The sequence below is a fragment of the Paenibacillus sp. 79R4 genome (assembly GCF_013393165.1).
GTDB lineage: Bacteria > Bacillota > Bacilli > Paenibacillales > Paenibacillaceae > Fontibacillus.
In genome coordinates this window covers 1-18871 of record NZ_QJOT01000026.1, presented here as the reverse complement: position 1 = coordinate 18871, position 18871 = coordinate 1, and the positions used below count along the sequence as shown (strand labels likewise).

17 protein-coding genes and 1 riboswitch are annotated in these 18871 nt (G+C 49.6%); of the genes, 14 read left to right on the top strand and 3 right to left on the bottom strand.

The annotated features are described in order from the left end of the window. Positions 1–267: 267 nt before the first annotated feature. Positions 268–3396 (top strand): DEAD/DEAH box helicase, encoded by a 3129-nt coding sequence (locus tag DMN77_RS22735; RefSeq protein WP_068779683.1) that lies wholly within the window; start codon positions 268–270, stop codon positions 3394–3396. 14 nt (positions 3397–3410) lie between these two features. Next, positions 3411–4199, top strand: a complete 789-nt coding sequence (locus tag DMN77_RS22730) for a hypothetical protein (RefSeq protein ID WP_179016373.1) — start codon at positions 3411–3413, stop codon at positions 4197–4199. Positions 4200–4307: 108 nt separating this feature from the next. On the opposite strand, the gene DMN77_RS22725 is transcribed toward DMN77_RS22730, so the two are convergent. Then, positions 4308–5045, bottom strand: a complete 738-nt coding sequence (locus DMN77_RS22725) for a GTP pyrophosphokinase (RefSeq protein WP_179016393.1) — start codon at positions 5043–5045, stop codon at positions 4308–4310. Positions 5046–5437: 392 nt separating this feature from the next. Between DMN77_RS22725 and DMN77_RS22720 the strand changes: the two genes are divergently transcribed. From DMN77_RS22720 to DMN77_RS22705, 4 genes are all read left to right on the top strand, one after another. Further along, positions 5438–6238 (top strand): zinc ribbon domain-containing protein, encoded by an 801-nt coding sequence (locus DMN77_RS22720; RefSeq protein ID WP_179016372.1) that lies wholly within the window; start codon positions 5438–5440, stop codon positions 6236–6238. A 211-nt stretch (positions 6239–6449) separates the two neighbouring features. Further along, positions 6450–6758 (top strand): hypothetical protein, encoded by a 309-nt coding sequence (locus DMN77_RS22715; protein ID WP_068779586.1) that lies wholly within the window; start codon positions 6450–6452, stop codon positions 6756–6758. Between the two features lie 231 nt (positions 6759–6989). After that, positions 6990–7090, top strand: a riboswitch (purine riboswitch). Positions 7091–7285: 195 nt separating this feature from the next. Beyond that, positions 7286–7855, top strand: coding sequence for a xanthine phosphoribosyltransferase (locus DMN77_RS22710; RefSeq protein WP_179016371.1), 570 nt, complete (start codon positions 7286–7288; stop codon positions 7853–7855). A 137-nt stretch (positions 7856–7992) separates the two neighbouring features. Then, entirely contained in the window at positions 7993–9342 is a 1350-nt protein-coding gene (locus DMN77_RS22705) for a nucleobase:cation symporter-2 family protein (protein WP_068779588.1), read from the top strand. A gap of 50 nt (positions 9343–9392) precedes the next feature. Here DMN77_RS22705 and DMN77_RS22700 read toward each other — a convergent pair whose 3' ends face one another. Next, a complete protein-coding gene (locus tag DMN77_RS22700) occupies positions 9393–9731 on the bottom strand; it encodes a DUF4870 domain-containing protein (protein WP_068779589.1) in 339 nt (112 codons plus the stop codon). A 148-nt stretch (positions 9732–9879) separates the two neighbouring features. After that, complete coding sequence (locus DMN77_RS22695) at positions 9880–11064, bottom strand: MGDG synthase family glycosyltransferase (RefSeq protein ID WP_179016370.1); 1185 nt, start codon at positions 11062–11064, stop codon at positions 9880–9882. A gap of 553 nt (positions 11065–11617) precedes the next feature. On the opposite strand from DMN77_RS22695, the gene DMN77_RS22690 reads away from it, so the two are divergent. The 8 genes from DMN77_RS22690 (at position 11618) to DMN77_RS22655 (ending at position 18717) form a co-directional block, all read left to right on the top strand. After that, a complete protein-coding gene (locus tag DMN77_RS22690; protein ID WP_068779591.1) occupies positions 11618–11806 on the top strand; it encodes a hypothetical protein in 189 nt (62 codons plus the stop codon). Positions 11807–11993: 187 nt separating this feature from the next. Continuing rightward, the gene (gene map, locus DMN77_RS22685) at positions 11994–12743 is read left to right on the top strand and encodes a type I methionyl aminopeptidase (RefSeq protein WP_068779592.1); all 750 of its coding nucleotides are present in this window, start codon (positions 11994–11996) and stop codon (positions 12741–12743) included. A gap of 380 nt (positions 12744–13123) precedes the next feature. Further along, positions 13124–14179, top strand: coding sequence for a cytochrome c oxidase subunit II (coxB, locus tag DMN77_RS22680; protein ID WP_068779593.1), 1056 nt, complete (start codon positions 13124–13126; stop codon positions 14177–14179). Between the two features lie 103 nt (positions 14180–14282). Further along, positions 14283–16133 (top strand): cytochrome c oxidase subunit I, encoded by a 1851-nt coding sequence (gene ctaD / locus DMN77_RS22675; protein ID WP_068779684.1) that lies wholly within the window; start codon positions 14283–14285, stop codon positions 16131–16133. Further along, positions 16130–16756: a cytochrome (ubi)quinol oxidase subunit III gene (locus DMN77_RS22670; protein ID WP_179016369.1), complete on the top strand. Its 627-nt coding sequence runs from the start codon at positions 16130–16132 to the stop codon at positions 16754–16756. Before ctaD ends, DMN77_RS22670 begins: the two co-directional genes overlap by 4 nt. Before the next feature lies 1 nt (position 16757). Further along, a complete protein-coding gene (locus DMN77_RS22665; RefSeq protein WP_068779595.1) occupies positions 16758–17078 on the top strand; it encodes a cytochrome C oxidase subunit IV family protein in 321 nt (106 codons plus the stop codon). Positions 17079–17295: 217 nt separating this feature from the next. Continuing rightward, on the top strand, positions 17296–18234 hold the full coding sequence (gene ctaG, locus DMN77_RS22660; RefSeq protein ID WP_068779596.1) for a cytochrome c oxidase assembly factor CtaG: 939 nt from the start codon (positions 17296–17298) through the stop codon (positions 18232–18234). Positions 18235–18252: 18 nt separating this feature from the next. Further along, positions 18253–18717 (top strand): DUF420 domain-containing protein, encoded by a 465-nt coding sequence (locus DMN77_RS22655; protein ID WP_179016368.1) that lies wholly within the window; start codon positions 18253–18255, stop codon positions 18715–18717. Positions 18718–18871 lie beyond the last annotated feature (154 nt).

Below are 18871 nucleotides of genomic sequence, written 5' to 3'. Positions count from 1 at the left end.
GGGGGCCGAAGCTGGGCCGCCTTCTCATCCCGGATTTTTTTATTATTTTATTTTTAGCACGAAGCAATACTGCCAGCCAACTTCATCCATCCAAAGCATTTTGTAAATAACGCGCATTGGAAGCCTAAGCTTCGAGGGCTGAGAGTCAGAATTTTAACACGCACAAAATGGATTTATAAGTTTGAATCAAGTTTATATTAGCCTGTTTTTCGTATAAGATAGTAAGGATGGGGAATGTTTGGTACTAAGAAATGGCGGGAGATCAGCATGAATCAACGTCTTTTTGGAATATGGCTTGGTGAGGTTATGTTCTGTTTCTCCGGGGAGATCTCGGAGGCCAGAGTAGATGCCTGGACAGCCGCTATACGACGGCTCACGCTGGAGCCGGGGATCCGGCCGTTTCAGCAAGCCGCCCTGCGGCTGGCGGAGGTAAGATATCCGGTAGCCTCAGCCGTGCAGGCTAGACCTGGTGCTACAGAACGCAAAGGATTGATCGGGAGGACCCTGGAAGGCCTGGCCCTCTCGGTTCAAGATACATGGGAAATGCTGTTGAATTGGGATGGGGCAGCATTAGCCGGTCAGCAGGTTCAAGCCGGCGGTGAAATGGATTATTGGAGTAAATCGGCCCTGTTCGCGCTTGATTTGATGCTGCGCGGCAGAATAGCTCCCGGAATCAGGCTGGGAACGGCGAGCGGTCGAAGGCGTACGGGCCAGGTGTCTGCTCAGTCGGTTTGGGTACCGTCTCTTACCGCACAGGAGGATGAAGCTCGCTTTCGTCAACTGGCCGAAGCGATGCCGCCGATTTGTCTGGCTGCGGTGCAGCTCGGGTCAGCGCAGGAGGAAGGTTCTATTCTGAATCGGCGAATGACCCTGCTGTACTCTTTTTTGACAGCGATGATTGATTATGAAGTACGTAGAAGCAATGAACAGCTCGGACGGAGCTTGCATCCGGCGCGGGCTCGATATAGGAGAGGTTATTCTCCTATGACGGAGTTATGGTGGAATGAACTGCTGGGCAGCGGCACCCCCTCCAATCTGCAAGGCCCAGTGGCGGAAATAGGACAAATGATTAAGGAGATTACGGATACAGGGGGAGTGCCTCCGCGTGATCAGGATCAGAATCCGGGGGGCAAAGGTTCGGGTTCATTCCGCTTGTGTCTGCGCATTGAACCTGAGGAATCCAGTGAGGAAAAGCTCGCCTTAGACGGGGGCAAGAGCCCGATGTGGAAGCTGTCATTTTGGGCCGAAGGCGTGGAGGACCCAAGGGTGCTTCTGCCCGCGGGATTAATATGGAGTTACCCCGAACGGGATATGGAGATTCTGGAACGGGAATATCGGAATGTCCAGCAAAACTTGCTGCTGCGGTTAAGCAAAGCGGCCCATATTGATGCTGTGATCAGGGAAGCGATGGGCGGTCCTCATCCCGAATCCGTAATTTTGCATCCGCAGCAGCTGTATACTTTTTTGAGCAAATCAGTATCCTTGCTGCGCAAGCAAGGGGTCACCGTGCAAATGCCTACACGCTGGACGAAGGAAGGCAGACGTCGTGTTGGTGTCCGGCTGAAAGTTGAAGGATGGTCGGAAGGCAGTGGGGGTGCTCAGCCTGAAGCGTCAAAGCTTGGCATCGATAAGTTAGTCCAATTCGAAGCGGAGGCCTCTTTGAACGAGAGTCCTTTAACCTATTCGGAATTGGCAGAGCTGGCCTCCTCGAAGTCATCGCTCGTTCTGTTCCGCGGGGAATGGATCGAGATCGACGTGAAGGAGATCAAACAGGTGCTTAAGTTTATGAAACGTCGGGAAACAGGGGAGATGACTTTTCGCGAACTGATGCATCTTTCGGCGGATGACGGTTATGAACTTGACGGTATTCCCGTTGATGCGATAGAAGCGGAAGGGATGCTGTCCTTGCTGTTGAATGGCGATGGCGCACTTCTGTCGAAGCCAGCGGATGTGCCTGTTCCGTCCTCTTTGAACGGGACGCTTCGCCCTTATCAGGAGAGGGGCTTTCGCTGGCTTGCCTCGATGCGCCAACTAGGATTCGGGGCACTGCTAGCCGATGATATGGGACTCGGCAAGACAATCCAGGTTATCTCCGTGCTGCTGGAGGGGCTTGATCCATCGGCAGGACCAAGCCTGATTGTCTGCCCTACGTCATTACTGGGCAACTGGCAGCGTGAATTTGCCAGATTCGCTCCGCAAATGCGTGTATATGTGCATCATGGAAGCCATCGGCTGCATGGGGAGAAGTTCCTGGCGGCGTGCCGGGGCCATGATATTGTGCTCACGACATATCAATTGACCGGCAGGGATGCTAAAGAGATGAGGGAGGTATCCTGGAGCTCGATCGTGCTGGATGAAGCCCAATATATTAAAAATTTCGGTACGAAGCAGGCTCAGAGCGTCATGAAGCTCGATTCAGGGCATAAGATCGCCATGACGGGGACTCCGGTGGAGAATCGGCTGAGTGAGCTGTGGTCGATCTTCCAGTTCCTAAACCCGGGATATCTCGGTTCAAATGCCTCGTTCCGTTCTCGCTTCACAAGCAATGGAGAGCGGCAAAATGCCGAACTGGGCAAACTTCGGAAGCTGATAGCCCCTTTCCTGCTGCGTCGCCTCAAGAGCGACCCGGACATCCGCAAGGATCTGCCAGAGAAGATCGAGCTGAAATCGTATTGCAGTCTGACTGTGGAACAGGCCAGATTATATCAAGCGGTCACCGATGGCTTGCTGGAGCGAATCTCCGGCAGCGAGGGGATCGCCCGGAAGGGGATTGTACTCTCATCTTTGACACAGCTGAAGCAGATTTGCGATCACCCGCATCTGGCCGGGGCCCGCATCAAGGGAGCAATGACCCGCGCGGAACGGTCCGGGAAGCTGGATCGACTGTTCGAACTGCTTGATCTTATTCTGGACAATAAAGAATCGGCCCTGATTTTCACGCAATATGTACAAATGGGAGATTTGCTGCAGGAGCAGCTGCTGGCGAGATACGGAGAAAAGCCGTTTTTTCTGCACGGTAGCGTTGCCAAGCAGGATCGCGATCAGATGGTGCATGATTTTCAGGAAGGGCAGGGCTCCTCGTTGTTTGTGCTCTCGCTGAAGGCGGGCGGAGTTGGCCTCAATCTAACGCGGGCGAATCATGTTATCCACTATGATCGCTGGTGGAATCCTGCTGTCGAGAATCAGGCGACGGATCGTGTATTCCGCATTGGCCAGCAGAAGAATGTAGAGGTTCATAAGCTGATATGCCAAGGGACGCTGGAGGAGCGGATCGATGAGCTGATCGAGCGAAAGAAAGCCCTCTCGGAGCAGGTTGTAGGTTCCGGCGAGCATTGGTTGACGGAAATGTCGAATGAGGAGCTGCAAAATCTGATCGCCCTGCAGGGCTGGTCTTAATGGGGGAACCCGTGATGAAGAAAAGTGTAGCGAGCATTAGAGATGAAAATATAGAATTTCAGTGGACGGCTGCAGGCTTTCGAATGACATTTCTATTCCAAGAGCCCGAACCGCACCACTGGGTCGTCCAGCTGCCTCGGGAGCCGATTGAAGAGGCCAGCGGCCGGCTGATTGATCATTTGAAGCGGGATTCCCTTCAGCTTGCTGCTCTTGGCGAGCATGGGGGCGAGGCCATCTCCGATCTGCTGCGTATGCCTTATGCGGAGGAGAGGGAACCTCAACGTCCACTGAGCGCAATGGTGAGCCAGTCTGATTGCCCTTGCGGGCAAATCGGCTGCAATCATATTCAAGAGGCCTTGAAGACTGCAGAAGGCTCCTGGAGGGCTGCCTCGGCGATAGATAGGTTAGCTTGGCTCGGCTGGACGGCAGAGTCCTTATTGGATGCTGTACTGGACTGCTGGTCGAGCAGTTTGGGCGGAAAGGATGCGGAGGCCGAGCTGAAGCGCTTTGCTGCCCGTCTGGATACACCTGCGTATCGAAGCAAGGAAGGCGAAGCGAATCTTGCAGAATGGCTGGCAGAGATGGCTCATAACGGCCATCTGCATCAGCCCGGACCTGAGCTTCATGATGTAGAGGTCAGCTTGACCCCGCTGCGGTTGGCCTCGCAGGCTCCCGTGGTACAGCCCTGGATACAGCTTCTTCCCGGCGTTCCAGGTGTCGCGGAGGGCTTATCGCTTGTGATAGAGCAAGCGAGCAGGAATGCGGAGCGGCTTGCCAAGCCGCTCCAGGCCAGCAAGTCTTAAAGATTGGCCTAGTCACAGGAATCTCGGAACGCCAAACAGCTGCAGGGAGCGCGTATGCCCCTTGCAGCTGTTTTTATTGATGTCAAGCTAACGAAACGGATTTTGCAGCTAAGTCAGCAGTTTAGGGGGATTCGAATGCTCCGGATCGGAGCTGGAGCTGCCCATGATTTCCTTGCGCAGCCCGCACATTTTCTTGTCCAGGGCATCGGCGGCTTTGGCCGCCTCGGTAAGCTCTTCTACAACATGATAAGGAACCTGCTTCTCATACTTGTAGTAGAGAATATGCTCCATGCTGGCCCAGAAATCCATAGCGAGCGTTCGCATCTGAATCTCGACCTTCATCCAGCGCTGTCCCTCCAGGAGAGTAAGCGGCACAGCCACGATCAGATGCAAGCTCTGATAGCCATTGGGTTTAGGGTGCTCAATATAGTCCTTAATCTCCAGAATCGAGAGGTCTTCCCTTTGCTTGAGATGCTCCAGCAGACTGTAAATATCCTGAACGAAGGAGAAGACGATACGCATTCCGGCGATATCGTGAATTTTGTTCACCATGTTGTCGACTGTAATATCGTATCCTTTGCGCTGCAGCTTGCCCATAATGCTCTTCGGTTCTTTAATTCGCGTTTTTATATGCTCGATCGGGCTGTATCCGTTCTCGATTTTCCATTCGGTCTGAATAAGCTTGATCTTATTCTTCAATTCATCCAGTGCAAGCTGATAAAGTATAGGGAGCTTCTTCCATTCCTCGAATTTGCGCAGATCATCTTCATCGATTTCCCAATACAATTCCTTCAGGTTAAACTTCTGCAGGACACTTTGATTATCTTTACTGTTAGGCTTGTTCAGGGTAATCTACTCCTATATTTTTAAATTCTCTTGCCTCTTCCGTTCTTTCTTAAGTACATATTCAAAATGGCCGATTTTCAACACCATGGCTTATGTTTCCAGCATGCGTTCTTAGTAAACGGTTCAGTTGAATAAAGCCAGGGCATGAGAAGCGGGCTTTTTGAATAACCTCCATAAGTCAGGCTTATCTATAATATATCGATCGTATTGTCTTGGTGCCGGATCATAACACAGGTAATATAGACTTACTTTTATTGTAACTTGAATAACTTGTCAAAATCAAAACAAGACTTAGGTACAGTTTTCACCGCGGAGAAAAATCTGTTATGATGTTTTCATAATTAATGGGCAGCTTAGTGCTTCAGAAAGTAGTGTAGGGAGGTAATGGAATTATGAATTTCTTCAGAAAAATAAAGGATAGTGCTGGGAAGATGTCCGATCGGGCACAAAATGTTGTAGAGATCGGACGTTTGAATACACAAATTTCAAATATTGAACGTGAAATGGGACTGTATTATCAAAAAATGGGTGAGGTTTTCTACGAAGGATATCGTATCAAGGATATGTCAGAGGCTGAGAAAGAGATGCTGGAACTGGCTAAAACCTGCGATCTGTTGGTAGAAGAGCGGGACGAAATTCGTCTGAAGATCGCCGAGCTGAAGAATGAGCGGCTATGCGGAGCCTGCAGCAAGAGCATCGCTCAGGATGCGCTGTTCTGTCCTTATTGCGGGAGCAAGCTGGAGAAGAGCAGCGGTCAGATTGCGGATCGCAATCCAGGCGGGCTGAAGGATCTTCAAGCGGAGGAGAGCGCGGTTTCCGATGAGACGATGGTCTATAAGCCGCAGATACTTGAGGATTTGCCTTTGAAATCGGTTCTTGAGCAGGATGAAGACAGCGATGAGCTCGATGAGCGCCGCAAGCAGCAGCTAGAGCGCGAACGGGAGCGCCAGGAAGAACTGGATCGCCGGATTCGTACCTGGAAGGAGAACGTTGGTAAGCCGGATGATAGTAACTCGTATGCCGATAAGAGCTATAGAGACCTGCCCAATCCGGACAGATCAGCTTCCGTAGAAATTGATGCGAGAAAATCCGAATCCGATCCGGAGGGGCAAACGGTAAAGTGCCAAATATGCTCCTCGGTGCTGGTCAAAGGAACGAAGTGGTGTCCGCATTGCGGTTCGGAGCAACTATAGCAAGGGAACGAAGAATGTCACTAAGTTGTAATAAATAATGCCTTACTAGTAGGTGAATCTCACGTAGTAAGTAGTAAGGCAACGGTTTTTCCTTAGGGCACGGAATGGTCGGGAAACCCTGGCCATGCCTCGTGCCTTTTTCTATGAGTGAATGGCGCCCGATGGACAGGGGAATGCTGAAAAACAAGAGTACATTAGGGAGATGAGTTTCATGGAATGTATTGTTCATTTTGACGTACATCACAAGGATGGTATTAAGCCTCTGAGAGGATTGATTTTCCTTCAGGAAGACAGAAAGATTCCGACGGAGAGAGATCTGCTGCAGATGTTTGAAGATATGGGATATAAGCTTAAAATGGATGACCGCGATAAAATGATATTTGTTTCCACCGAGTCAGGCAGCGATTATGACTGGATTCGGGTGCGTGAGCTGGATACAGGAGAGAAGACCTATAAAGAGGACGGCGAGCTTAGAAGTGTGCTCAGTAATCTGATGCCGCAAGATTTCAGACCTATTTAAGGCTTTAAGTTCAAAAAGTCCATTTATGATCAGAAAAACAGGATTGAGGCCGGATTCAAGGCTGAGCGAGCGTGATGCATAAGGCTGGTTTCGCCCCGGGTATTGTTGCAGGATCAGAATTGAAAATCGAAGTGAAAATTGCAGCAATTTGAAAAAAATTCATTAAAGGCACGAAATACCTCTTTATTTCCTCGCATAGTTTGCGTTATACTTCAAACATTGTGTATAATGTCGTTTTTTCATAGATTTTCTCGTATAAGTGCAGGGATCGGCCTGCATGTCTCTACCTGATCACCGGAAATGATCGGACTACGGGAGAAGGCTCTATACCGGATTTTGTCTGAGGGCGAGGCTCAGACAAGGTTCTCTTCGGTGTCAGGGCGTTTTCTTCGTGGGTTCATTTTCCTGTTGGGGAGTGAGCTCTCTTTTTGTTTTTTGATATAGAATTTATTGGCAAATGGCAATCCGGCTTGGCTAACAAATTCTACATCGCAAGTTATCTAACACTTATAAGGGGGATAAGTTCTATGAATTTGCTAAAAGAGAAAGTGATGACCGAGGGAATCGTATTAAGTGATCAGGTGCTGAAGGTAGACTCCTTCTTGAACCACCAGATGGACCCGGTGCTGATGAGAGAGGTGGGCGCTGAATTTGCCCGCTTATATGCGGGGGAGAAGATTACAAAGGTGCTTACGATCGAATCCTCAGGTATTGCTCCGGCCATTATGACGGCGCTGGAACTGGATGTTCCGATGATCTTCGCCCGCAAGCATAAATCGTTGACCCTTAGAGACGATATTTTGGTGGAGAAAGTATATTCCTTCACGAAGCGTGAGACGAATGAGATCACGGTATCTAAGAAATTTCTGAACAAGGATGACCGCGTGCTTATTATCGACGATTTCCTGGCTAACGGCGAGGCTGCTTTCGGCTTGGCGCGTGTGGTTGAACAGGCGGGAGCCAGCGTGGTTGGCATCGGTATTGTTATTGAGAAGTCATTCCAGCCAGGGGCTAGATTGCTTGAGGAAGCGGGATATCGCGTGGATTCGTTAGTGCGTATCGCTTCGCTTGAGAACGGGACGGTAACCTTCGTCTAAGGATAAGTCTGGCTGTCTGATAAGAAGCAGCCATCATATAAACCTATAAATATAAATGAGGCGTTCAATGGATTTGGTTTTCAGCACCAAATGAACTGCCTCTATAAGTTGAGCCTGGGGAGGAACTAGTAAAAATCATGGAACATCACGAACGCATTTTTCAAAGAAACAGACATCCTTTCAAGACGTTTTCTTTGGGGATTCAGCATGTATTAGCTATGTATGCCGGAGCGGTTCTCGTACCGTTGATTGTAGGCGGAGCGCTGGAATTTAGTCATGAGCAATTAACTTACCTGATTTGTATTGATCTGTTGGCTTGCGGTGTAGCGACATTGCTGCAGGTATGGGGTAATCGCTTTTTTGGCATCGGATTGCCGGTCATGCTCGGCTGTGCTTTCCAGGCGGTGTCGCCGATGATCGCAATCGGGCAGAGCGATGGCTTGGGCGTATCAGCAATCTATGGGGCGATTATTGCCTCCGGCCTATTCATTTTTCTGTTTTCCGGCTTATTCGGCAAGCTGATTGCGTTCTTCCCTCCGGTCGTGACCGGTTCGGTGGTGACCATTATCGGGGTCACCTTGATACCGGTTGCACTTACCGACCTGGGTGGAGGAGATGCGGCAAGTCCTGATTTCGGCAGTCCGCTTAACCTGGCCCTCGGGTTCGGAGTATTTATTTTTATTATTCTGCTGAATCGATTTACAACAGGGTTCCTGCGTTCCATCTCTGTATTGGTCGGCTTGATTGCCGGTACTATTATCGCCGGATGGTTTGGTGCGGTCGATTATGCACCGCTTAAAGAGGCGAGCTGGTTCCATATGGTACAGCCTTTCTATTTTGGGCGTCCAACCTTCCACGTCTCAGCCATTTTAACCATGATCCTGGTATCGATCGTCAGTGTTGCTGAATCGACAGGCGTGTTCATGGCATTGGGCAAAATCGTGGATAAGGACATCAAGTCCGAGGATCTGACCAAGGGCTACCGCGCAGAAGGCTTGGCGATCATGCTGGGGGGTATATTTAATTCCTTCCCATATACCACCTATTCGCAGAACGTTGGCCTGATCCAGATGAGCCGGGTTAAGACGCGTGATGTCATCGTGGTAGCCGGAGGCCTGCTGATTCTGCTCGGCTTCGTGCCGAAGATCGCAGCCCTAACTCAGCTTGTACCGAGTTCGGTACTGGGTGGAGCGATGATCGCCTTGTTTGGCATGGTGCTCTCCTCGGGCATCCGCATGCTGGGGGATCAGGTCGATCTGAACCGGCATGAGAACTTGCTGATCATCGCGTGTTCCGTAGGCATGGGCCTTGGTGTCAGCGTGGTGCCAGGTCTTTTCGAGAGTCTTCCCGCTTGGCTGCGTATTCTGGTTGACAACGGTATTGTCGCTGGTAGTGTGACAGCCATAATTATGAACCTGCTCTTTAATGGCCTGAACGGGCATAAACATAAGGCAGCGTCTAGCCAGACGGAAGCAGAGACGAACTAGCTACAGGCTTAACTGCCTCATCCATATGGTTATGAAAGAACAGGCGGTTTCTACATCCGGTTCAGCTGGCGCTCTGCGAGCTCACCGATCCAAGGGAGCTTAAGCCATTTTCCTTGCAGGGCAGTGAACATCAGGATGATCCACAGAAAGACGCCGAGCAATGTCAGAAGCAAGTTAACGACAAGCCCGATAAATGGGATAAATCCGGTTACGGCATGGGCAATCATGATTCCTGCGAAGAGCATAACCGATTGCAGCGCGTGGAAGAGAACAAATCTGCTTCTGCGCTCGATAACGAGAAATACAACGCCGCCGACAAAAGCGAATAAATAGCAGAGAAACCCGGCTATGTTCTCGTACAGTCCGGTAGATGATTTGAACGGGGACATAGAAAAGCACCTTCCTTCCCAAGAGCTAGCAGGGAAGTTAGGCGCTGATCGTAAAATGCTTCGCTGTCATTTCCCGACCTGACTGTCCCTGTCTCAATAAAATGTATGACGAGCCTGGGGTGGACAGAACCTTGATTCGGACGGGCGATTACAAAATGACAGAGTATTCCTCCTGGCGGATGGTGATATCGTGCCAGAAATTTAATATATCGTCTACGATGAGCTCCGCGGCCTTTGGCTTGCGGAGCTCATCTATTTTGCGGCGGACAAGGGACAGCTGATTCTCATCATGCAGCAGAGAGAGAATCTCTGCGGTGAGTTGTCTGTGGCTGTTCGTGATGCGCGCTATCCCTTTCTCCTGGAGATACTTGGCGTTGTTAAGCTCCTGACCGGGCACCGGGCGATACAGAAACATCGGCAGGCGGCATTCCATGGCTTCGGCTAGCGTCAGCCCCCCGGGCTTGGTTACGATGCAATCGCTGGCTCTCATCAATGTGGCGACATGAGTGACATAGCCGTATAAGTATAAATCCGGATGACTGCCCATAGCCGCTCTAAGCCCATTATACAAGCCCGTATTGCGGCCGCATACCACGATGACCTGAATGTTCTCTTCTCGAAGGAGCCGTTCGCAGATGTTAAGAATATCCTGCATTACCCCGTAAGCGCCGGCCATAAGCAGAACGGTCCTTTTGCCGGAATAGAGGTAGCCTGTATCTTTCATGGCGTGGCCGGTGTCGAATATATCCTGAAGCGCGGAATGCTGCATGCCCTCAGAGAAGCTGGAACGGATCGGGATGCCCGTTACCTGGATATGCTCAGCGGGAATGCCGCGCGATTCGATTTGCCGCTTCAGATCGTCCGTAGCTACGTAGTAACGATCGACATCGGGATGAATCCAGCGGCCGTGCAGATCAAAATCGGTAATAATATTAATTAGTGGAATAGATTTCCCGGTCTTCTTGAGCAGTCTGGGCATAGTAAGCTGAGGGAAGGTATGGATAACGATGTCAGGCTCAAATTGCTCGATAATCTGGTGAAGCTTGCGGATTCCCAAGGAATGGAGCAAGGAATGGAGCGGGTCTCCGGGCTGTAATTCTTTGGTAGAGTTATACAGCCAGCCATATACAGAGGACAATGACTTATAGCTGTGCATATAGACGAATTTGGTGACCTCATTTAACAAGGGGTGGGACTTGGCCATCAGATCCAGCAGGATGACTTCACTGATCCCCTTGGCCCGCAAGCAGGCCTCAATGGCTTGAGAGGCGCGATAATGCCCGTCGCCATAGCTGGCAAAGAGAATGATGATTTTAGGCATTCTTGAGCTCATGGGTTATTTTCCTCCGATCCAAGATTGGCATGTTAATAGAGGTAGTTGTGGTGAAAATGGCCTTTTTTTTGGAACACGTATTAATAATATGCCGGGCCTGAATATATTTTAACAAGGGACTTACATTATATTAACCTACAATTGTAAAATAAATAAATGATCCACAAAAAAGAGGTTCCTCTAGCTTTATTTAGTGGGGCGGTTGAAAATGTGAGCCTTGGCTGCGCTGGATTTCGAGCTATAACCGAAATTTTTGAACTTACGCTAAAAATAGGTATTAGGAAGAAAGCTGAAACATGAAGCTGAATATGTTACAATAGAATAGATAGGAGGTTTTTTCCAAATCATTGCACCGCGTTGATGCTGACGTATACTGCAAGACGCTTTTTCCACTGTTCTTGATCTGACGAGAATCTCATTGGGGCACACTAATTACAGTGTCTTACGCAAAGGTGGGAGCAAAGAATCTTTATAACTTCATGATTTTACAACCGTGCTTTTAGAGTTCTCATGATCGGGGCATTTATTTCAAGCGTTCTGGGAGGGAATTAGTATGGCTACAAAAGGTCATAATGAAGTGAAGGAAAGCTTGCGGGAGATGACCCGGATATTCAAGCCGAAGGATCCGAAGAAGTTCGTGAAGGAATATGTCAGGAAGTATCGGATAATGGGGGGCTATGAGGAAGAACTAACTCTTATTGTTGAGAATGAGTTGGATAAATTGGATTCGTCGGTTTCCTGATACTACATATCAGGAAGGCTATCACGTGTTTAATCAGGAACTCCTGAATATAATCGTCCTGGCGGATAATAGCCGGGACGTTTTTTTCTTCTGTTCCGAAACATATAAATACAATAACAAGTATAGAGCCTTGAGCTTCTATACAAATACTCCATTATTTTATTGGGCAGAAAGGAAGTGCCTTGACGTGAAGGTAGGCTTGAAATCGAAGGAGGACATTGCAAGGATCAAGGAAGCGGGAGAGATTCTGGCTGATTGTCATAAAAGAATTTCTGAAATCATTGCTCCCGGAATTACAACATTGGAGATCGATGCTTTTGTGGAGGAATATTTGGCCGATAGGGGGGCTACTCCGGAGCAGAAGGGCTATCGGGGATTCCCGTTTGCCACCTGTGCGTCGGTCAATGAAGTGGTATGCCACGGCTTTCCTACCAACAAGGAGCTGCGCGAAGGCGATATCGTGACGATCGACCTGGTCGTGAACAAGAAGGGGTGGCTGGCTGATTCAGCCTGGACCTACCCGGTTGGCAAAATTAGCGGCGAGGCCAAGCGGCTAATGGAAGTGACTGAGCAGGCTCTCTATGCCGGCATTGCCCAGGCCGTGCCGGGGAACCGTATCGGAGATATCGGCCATGCGGTGGGACGCTGTGCGGAAGAAGCAAATATGGGGATAGTGAAGGCGCTGATCGGCCATGGGATTGGACGGAAAATGCATGAAGCGCCGGACGTGCCGAACTTTGGACGTGCGCATAGCGGCATGATCATTAAGCCGGGGATGGTATTCACAATTGAACCGATCTTTACGCTTGGAGATACAGGAGCGGTGCTGTGGGACAATGACGGCTGGACGATCCGATCAGCGGATGGAACCCTGGGTGCGCATTTCGAGCATACTTTGGCAGTTCTGGAAGATGGACCGGTCATTTTAACAAAATAAATTTGGCGAAAAGAGAGCTCAGCTCTCTTTTTTAATACAATGTTCAAATAATGTTAAACGAAATGTCAAAAATGACAGAATTGCGTCAAACGCTGGGATGGAGCGCGAATAAGGATAAAACGAACGGGCCTTTAGGGCCTGTTTTTTGGTTTGCAAACGTTGACAAACATTGATACAATGCACTTTTTCGGATATTTGAACATTTTGTGAACTGTCTGCGATTCATTGACAAAAGATGGGTTCGATCATATATTTAATAGGTGATTGTTATAATTGACAAGAGTGCATCTATTGTGCTAAAAGTCGTGTCTTGTTACTGGAAATGCAACATCTTTGTACTCGTACATATCGGGAGAAAACGTAAAGTGGGGTAGATCAAAATGATGAAACCTGGAAAGGCTTTTAAACGGCTTGTCCCCCTGTTCCTCGGCATTTCGCTCCTGCTCTCCGCATGCGGACGCGAGGATTTATCTGCGCTTAGACCGCAGGGGCCTGTGGCAGAAGGACAATTCGGACTGATCAAGCTGGCGATTTCCATCATGATCGGGGTGATGATCGTCGTATTCGGAATAGCTGCCTATGTTCTGATCCGATTCCGTCGCAAGCCAGGACAGAATGAAGTACCTAAACAGGTAGAAGGGAGCTTTAAGCTGGAGGTTCTGTGGACCGCCATCCCTTTGCTGCTTGTATTGATTCTGGCGGTACCTACGGTTCAAAAGGTATTTGCCTTTGGTGAAGATTATTCCAAGGATAAAAATGCGGTTAAGGTTAATGTGACATCGCATCTCTTTTGGTGGGAATTCTCTTATCCGGATTATGGCGTAACGACGGCACAGGATCTGATCATTCCGACAGGCAAGAAGATTGCCTTGCAGCTGCGCACGGCGGATGTGCTGCATTCCTTCTGGGTCCCATCTCTGGCGGGCAAGACGGATACCAATACGGACGGAACGGTTAACAAGGCCTGGTTGGAAGCTTCTAAAGAAGGCGTATATCTCGGAAAATGCGCCGAACTATGCGGTCCGTCCCACGCTTTTATGGAGTTCAAGGTGAAGGCGGTTAGCGAGGATTCGTTCAAAAATTGGATCGAAGCGATGAAAGCTCCTGCTGTGCTGCCGGAGGACCCGGCAATTGCAGAAGTGTTCAAGAGTCAATGCTTGACCTGTCATGCGGTTGGCGATCAAGGAGGGCCGGCGGCACCGAACTTGACGGGTATCGGCAGCAGGGAGAGCGTGGCTAGCATATTGCTGAATGAAGGGGCCTCAGGCAAACCGGGGGATCGCAAACCGGTCAAGGATAATTTGGTCGAATGGCTGGAGGATCCGCAAGCTGTGAAGCCAGGCAATAAAATGCCGGCGCCTAAAGATTTAGGGCTGACGGATGATCAGATCGAAGCGATCGCCCAGTACCTAGCTGACTATAAATTATCTTACTGATCCGATGCCACTTCTGGCATGAACGGCAATTCTAAGGCAAAGGAACTTAAAGGGGGTACAAACCTTGGCTCACGCTCATACTGTTAAGCGGCACAAGGGATTGATGGACTGGCTGACTACAGTCGATCACAAGAAGATCGCTATTCTGTATTTGGTCGCTGGTGCTCTGTTCTTTGGTATCGGCGGGATTGAAGCGCTGTTGATTCGCGTTCAGCTCGCGAAACCGATGAATGATTTCGTAACGGCGCAGCAGTTCAATGAATTGATTACAATGCACGGTACTACGATGATTTTCCTCGGGGTTATGCCCGTCATTTTTGCACTGATGAACGCGGTGATTCCGCTGCAGATCGGTGCGCGTGACGTAGCGTTCCCGTTCTTGAATGCCCTTGGCTTCTGGACGTTCCTGTTCGGCGGCCTGCTGCTTAATCTCAGCTGGTTTATAGGCGGGGCTCCCGATGCGGGATGGACGGCTTATACCCCGCTGTCATCGACGGAATACAGCTTGACGCATGGCGTCGATTTCTATACGATCGGCCTGCAGATTGCCGGTTTGGGTACTTTGATCGGGGGGATCAACTTCCTGGCGACGATCATTACCATGCGTGCCCCGGGCATGTCATATATGCGGATGCCGATGTTCACCTGGACGTCGTTCGTCACATCAGCAATGATCCTGTTTGCCTTCCCGGCAGTGACGGTGGGTCTTGTACTGTTGACGTTTGACCGAATTCTGGGAGCGAACTTCTTCAATGTCAGCGCCGGGGGCAACCCGGTACTCTGGCAGCATATCTTCTGGATCTTCGGACACCCTGAAGTGTATATTCTGATTCTTCCGGCCTTCGGCATGATATCCGAGGTGGTAAGTACATTCTCGCGCAAACGTCTGTTCGGATACAGCTCGATGGTGTTCGCTACGATTCTGATCGCCTTCCTCGGCTTCATGGTCTGGGCTCACCATATGTTCACGACCGGACTCGGACCGGTGGCTAACGCCTTGTTCTCCATCGCGACGATGTTGATCGCGGTTCCGACAGGAATCAAGATCTTCAACTGGCTGTTCACAATGTGGGGCGGTCAAATCCGCTTTACGACACCAAATCTGTTCGCTGTTGGCTTCATCCCGACCTTCGTTATGGGGGGAGTTACCGGTGTGATGTTGGCATCAGCTCCGGCGGATTATCAATATCATGATACTTACTTTGTTGTTGCACACTTCCACTACGTAATCGTAGGCGGTCTCGTACTTGGTTTATTCGCGGGTCTTCACTATTGGTGGCCTAAGATGTTCGGCCGGATGCTTAGCGAGAAGCTGGGCAAGCTGGAGTTCTGGACCTTCATTATCGGCTTCCATATGACTTTCTTCGTACAGCATTTCCTTGGGTTGATCGGTATGCAGCGTCGGGTATTTACCTATTTGCCGAACCAAGGCTTTGATCTGATGAACCTGATCAGTACAATTGGCGCATTTTTGATGGGGGTTGGAGTCATCGTATTCCTGATCAATATCGGAATCACGGCTGCCAAGCCAAGAAATGCCTCGAATGATCCTTGGGAAGATGGACGTACACTGGAATGGACAATACCTTCACCGCCTCCAGAGTACAATTTCAAGCAAACCCCGCTTGTTCGCGGACTTGATGCATTTTGGAAAGAGAAGATGGCAGGCAATAAGGAGATGACTCCGGCTGAACCGGTTGGTTCCATCCATATGCCTTCGCCGACGATTCTTCCGTTTATTATGTCAGTGGGGCTGTTCATCGCCGGCCTTGGATTTATGTTCACCAGCGATGATTTCGGCAGCAGCTTTATGAACTTCATCTTCAGCAACTATGTCGTTACAGGTATCGGCCTGGCGATTACATTTGGAAGTATGCTCGTCCGCTCGTTGTATGACGATCATGGCTGGCATATCGAACCGTCTGAATTGAATGAGAAGGGGGTAAAAGCATGACGACACCTCACGCAGAGCAAGCGACGAACGTCCTTCCCCATGAACCGGAGAAAGCTACGCTGGAGGGGCGCAATAAAGTGCTTGGCTTCTGGCTCTTCCTGGGTGGGGAGGCTGTATTGTTCGGCACGCTGTTCGCAACCTTCTTAACACTTAGAAATCAAGTGGCCGACGGTCCGTCTGCCAGCGAATTGTTCAGCCTGCCGATCACAGCAGCAGCGACCTTCATCCTGTTAATCAGCAGCTTGACCAGCGTGTTTGCAGTTCAGGCGCTGCACCGTGGCAATCGCAGTTCATTGGCGAAATGGCTGGGTATTACTGTATTGCTTGGCCTGGCGTTTCTGGTGCTGGAAATCTATGAATTTTCGGAATACATGCATGAAGGGTATAGCATGACGACAAGCGCATTTAGTTCCGCTTTTTATACTCTAGTCGGATTCCACGGGGCGCACGTCCTGTTCGGGATTTTATGGATTTCGGTTATTATCGGTCAGTTATACAAGAAGGGATTGACCGTGGTAACCGCACCGAAAGTTTATGTGTCCGCGATGTATTGGCACTTTATCGACGTCGTGTGGGTATTTATCTTTACCGTAGTATACCTGCTTGGAAAGGTGGTAGGTTAGCATGACGAATCACGATTCGAATGGCGGCACAACGATCAAACATCGACATCGCCAGGAAGGACCGCAGAAGCATGTCATTGCGTTTATCTTCTCCATCGTTCTAACCTTGATCGCTTTCGCTTCCGTTGCAGCGGGTGGAGTTAATACGGCTTTTACCGTTCTGCTCTTGCTCGTGATGGCTGTGCTTCAGGTGCTCGTACAGCTGGGCTACTGGATGCATCTAAAGGACAAAGGGCATATGATACCCATTCTGTTCATGGCCGGTGGATTCTTCGTTGCCGGCTTGGCGATTATCGCCGCGTTATACTGGATGTGGTGGTAACAAATATGAGGAGGGCTTGATTCCAAGCCCTCTTTTTATGTATAAATATAGAGGGAGTATGATTTATGTCATACATAGTGAATGGAAACGGATATCGCCCATCTGGCAGGGGGAGAACCGTTTTTACTTGTATTAGTGGAAAGTTTACAGACAGGTACAAGGGTGAAAATGTTCATCATATCGACAGAATCGAAGTCTCCAGGAAGGAGGGGTTCGTGTGCTCGGATTAGAATATTTTACATTTACACAGGTGTGGAGTCCCATTGTATTAGCGCTTGTCCTGCTGATCACGGCGGGATACTTCATATTGATCGGACCGCTTAGCGAGAAATACGGCCAAGGGGAGAAGGTATCTCTGAACAGGAGGCTGCTGTTCTTGCTTGGACTGGCCTTGCTATATATGGCTCAGGGTGGCCCGGTAGAATTGCTCGGGCATATCATGTTTAGCTTCCATATGATTAGCATGGCGCTTTCGTATTTGCTCGCTCCGCCGCTTCTGATGCTTGGCATCCCTGTCTGGGTATGGCGTGGAATTGTATCTTGGCTCAGAAGGAGCCCGCTGCGTATGCTCAAATTCTTCACCCATCCTGTCGTTGCAGCGCTGGTATTCAATGGGCTGTTTTCTTTTTATCACATCCCTGCGATTCACGATTACGTCATGCTTCATTTTGGGGTGCACCGACTCTATTATGTCGTGTTGTTTATTGCGTCAGTGCTAATGTGGTGGACCCTAGTGGATCCGCTGCCGGATCTGGCTGCGGGGAAGGGAGTCAAGAAGGTCGGCTTTATTTTTCTCAATATGGTGCTTCTGACACCGGCGTGTGGACTCATTATTTTCGCGACGGCTCCCCTGTATGCGACGTACAGTGACCCGGTCGTCTGGTCCAAGGCGATGGGCTATTGCATTCCTGGGGATACAACGATGCTGCTGAGCCAGTTCGGCGGCCCACAATTCTTCGGTTATCTGGAACCCGTTGTTGATCAGCAGGTCGGCGGGATTTTGATGAAGTTCATTCAGGAGATTATCTTCGCCTCGATGCTTGCCTATGTGTTCTTTCATTGGTACAGGCAGGAGAACCGCAATGAAGATGAAGAGATTGTACCTGTGCCTGTGCCAGAAGAATACGCTCCCTCAAGCGAGCTGAAACAAATATAACAAGCAGGAGGATAAATCATGGACGTTTACACATTATTTCCGACGATCAGTACGGCGTTCATCGTAATTAGCGCTGTGCTGGTAGCGATCGGCTGGACGCTGATTATTAAGGGGAGACGAGAAGCGCATAAGAAGACGATGATCGCGGCTGCGGTTGCGGCATTGCTATTTTTCATCATTTATATGTCCAGAACGATATTTATCGGCAATACAGCATGGGGAGGACCGGATAATCTGAAGGTGTATTATCATATTTTCTTGATCTTCCATATTGTTCTCGCAACTGTAGCGGCGGTATTTGGGATTACAACGTTAGTACTCGGATTCAAGGAAAAATATGCCAAGCATCGTAAATGGGGACGCACAACGTCGGTGATCTGGTTTTTTACGGCGATTACCGGCGTTGCTGTATATGTACTGCTGTATATGATGTATCCTGGCGGACACACGAAGCCGGTATGGGAAGTCATACTGGGCGCCTGATTCTGGTTAAAGGCTGCTGCCTATAGCTAATATGCGGCAAAGCCTGCTAGACAAAAAGAGGGTGTCCCAAAAGTAAACCTTAGAACACCCTCTTCAAAGAAATAGGAAGATATTCGTAAAAAAACAAGGAGTTAAGCGGTCTATTTTCGCTTAG

What these genes read in the sequence shown, in the direction of transcription:
- DMN77_RS22735 (WP_068779683.1), top strand. Translation starts at nt 268, where the DNA reads ATGAATCAACGTCTTTTTGGAATATGGCTTGGTGAGGTTATGTTCTGT.
- DMN77_RS22730 (WP_179016373.1), top strand. Translation starts at nt 3,411, where the DNA reads ATGAAGAAAAGTGTAGCGAGCATTAGAGATGAAAATATAGAATTTCAG.
- DMN77_RS22720 (WP_179016372.1), top strand. Translation starts at nt 5,438, where the DNA reads ATGAATTTCTTCAGAAAAATAAAGGATAGTGCTGGGAAGATGTCCGAT.
- DMN77_RS22715 (WP_068779586.1), top strand. Translation starts at nt 6,450, where the DNA reads ATGGAATGTATTGTTCATTTTGACGTACATCACAAGGATGGTATTAAG.
- DMN77_RS22710 (WP_179016371.1), top strand. Translation starts at nt 7,286, where the DNA reads ATGAATTTGCTAAAAGAGAAAGTGATGACCGAGGGAATCGTATTAAGT.
- DMN77_RS22705 (WP_068779588.1), top strand. Translation starts at nt 7,993, where the DNA reads ATGGAACATCACGAACGCATTTTTCAAAGAAACAGACATCCTTTCAAG.
- DMN77_RS22700 (WP_068779589.1), bottom strand. Translation starts at nt 9,731, where the DNA reads ATGTCCCCGTTCAAATCATCTACCGGACTGTACGAGAACATAGCCGGG.
- DMN77_RS22695 (WP_179016370.1), bottom strand. Translation starts at nt 11,064, where the DNA reads ATGAGCTCAAGAATGCCTAAAATCATCATTCTCTTTGCCAGCTATGGC.
- DMN77_RS22690 (WP_068779591.1), top strand. Translation starts at nt 11,618, where the DNA reads ATGGCTACAAAAGGTCATAATGAAGTGAAGGAAAGCTTGCGGGAGATG.
- coxB (WP_068779593.1), top strand. Translation starts at nt 13,124, where the DNA reads ATGATGAAACCTGGAAAGGCTTTTAAACGGCTTGTCCCCCTGTTCCTC.
- ctaD (WP_068779684.1), top strand. Translation starts at nt 14,283, where the DNA reads ATGGACTGGCTGACTACAGTCGATCACAAGAAGATCGCTATTCTGTAT.
- DMN77_RS22670 (WP_179016369.1), top strand. Translation starts at nt 16,130, where the DNA reads ATGACGACACCTCACGCAGAGCAAGCGACGAACGTCCTTCCCCATGAA.
- DMN77_RS22665 (WP_068779595.1), top strand. Translation starts at nt 16,758, where the DNA reads ATGACGAATCACGATTCGAATGGCGGCACAACGATCAAACATCGACAT.
- DMN77_RS22655 (WP_179016368.1), top strand. Translation starts at nt 18,253, where the DNA reads ATGGACGTTTACACATTATTTCCGACGATCAGTACGGCGTTCATCGTA.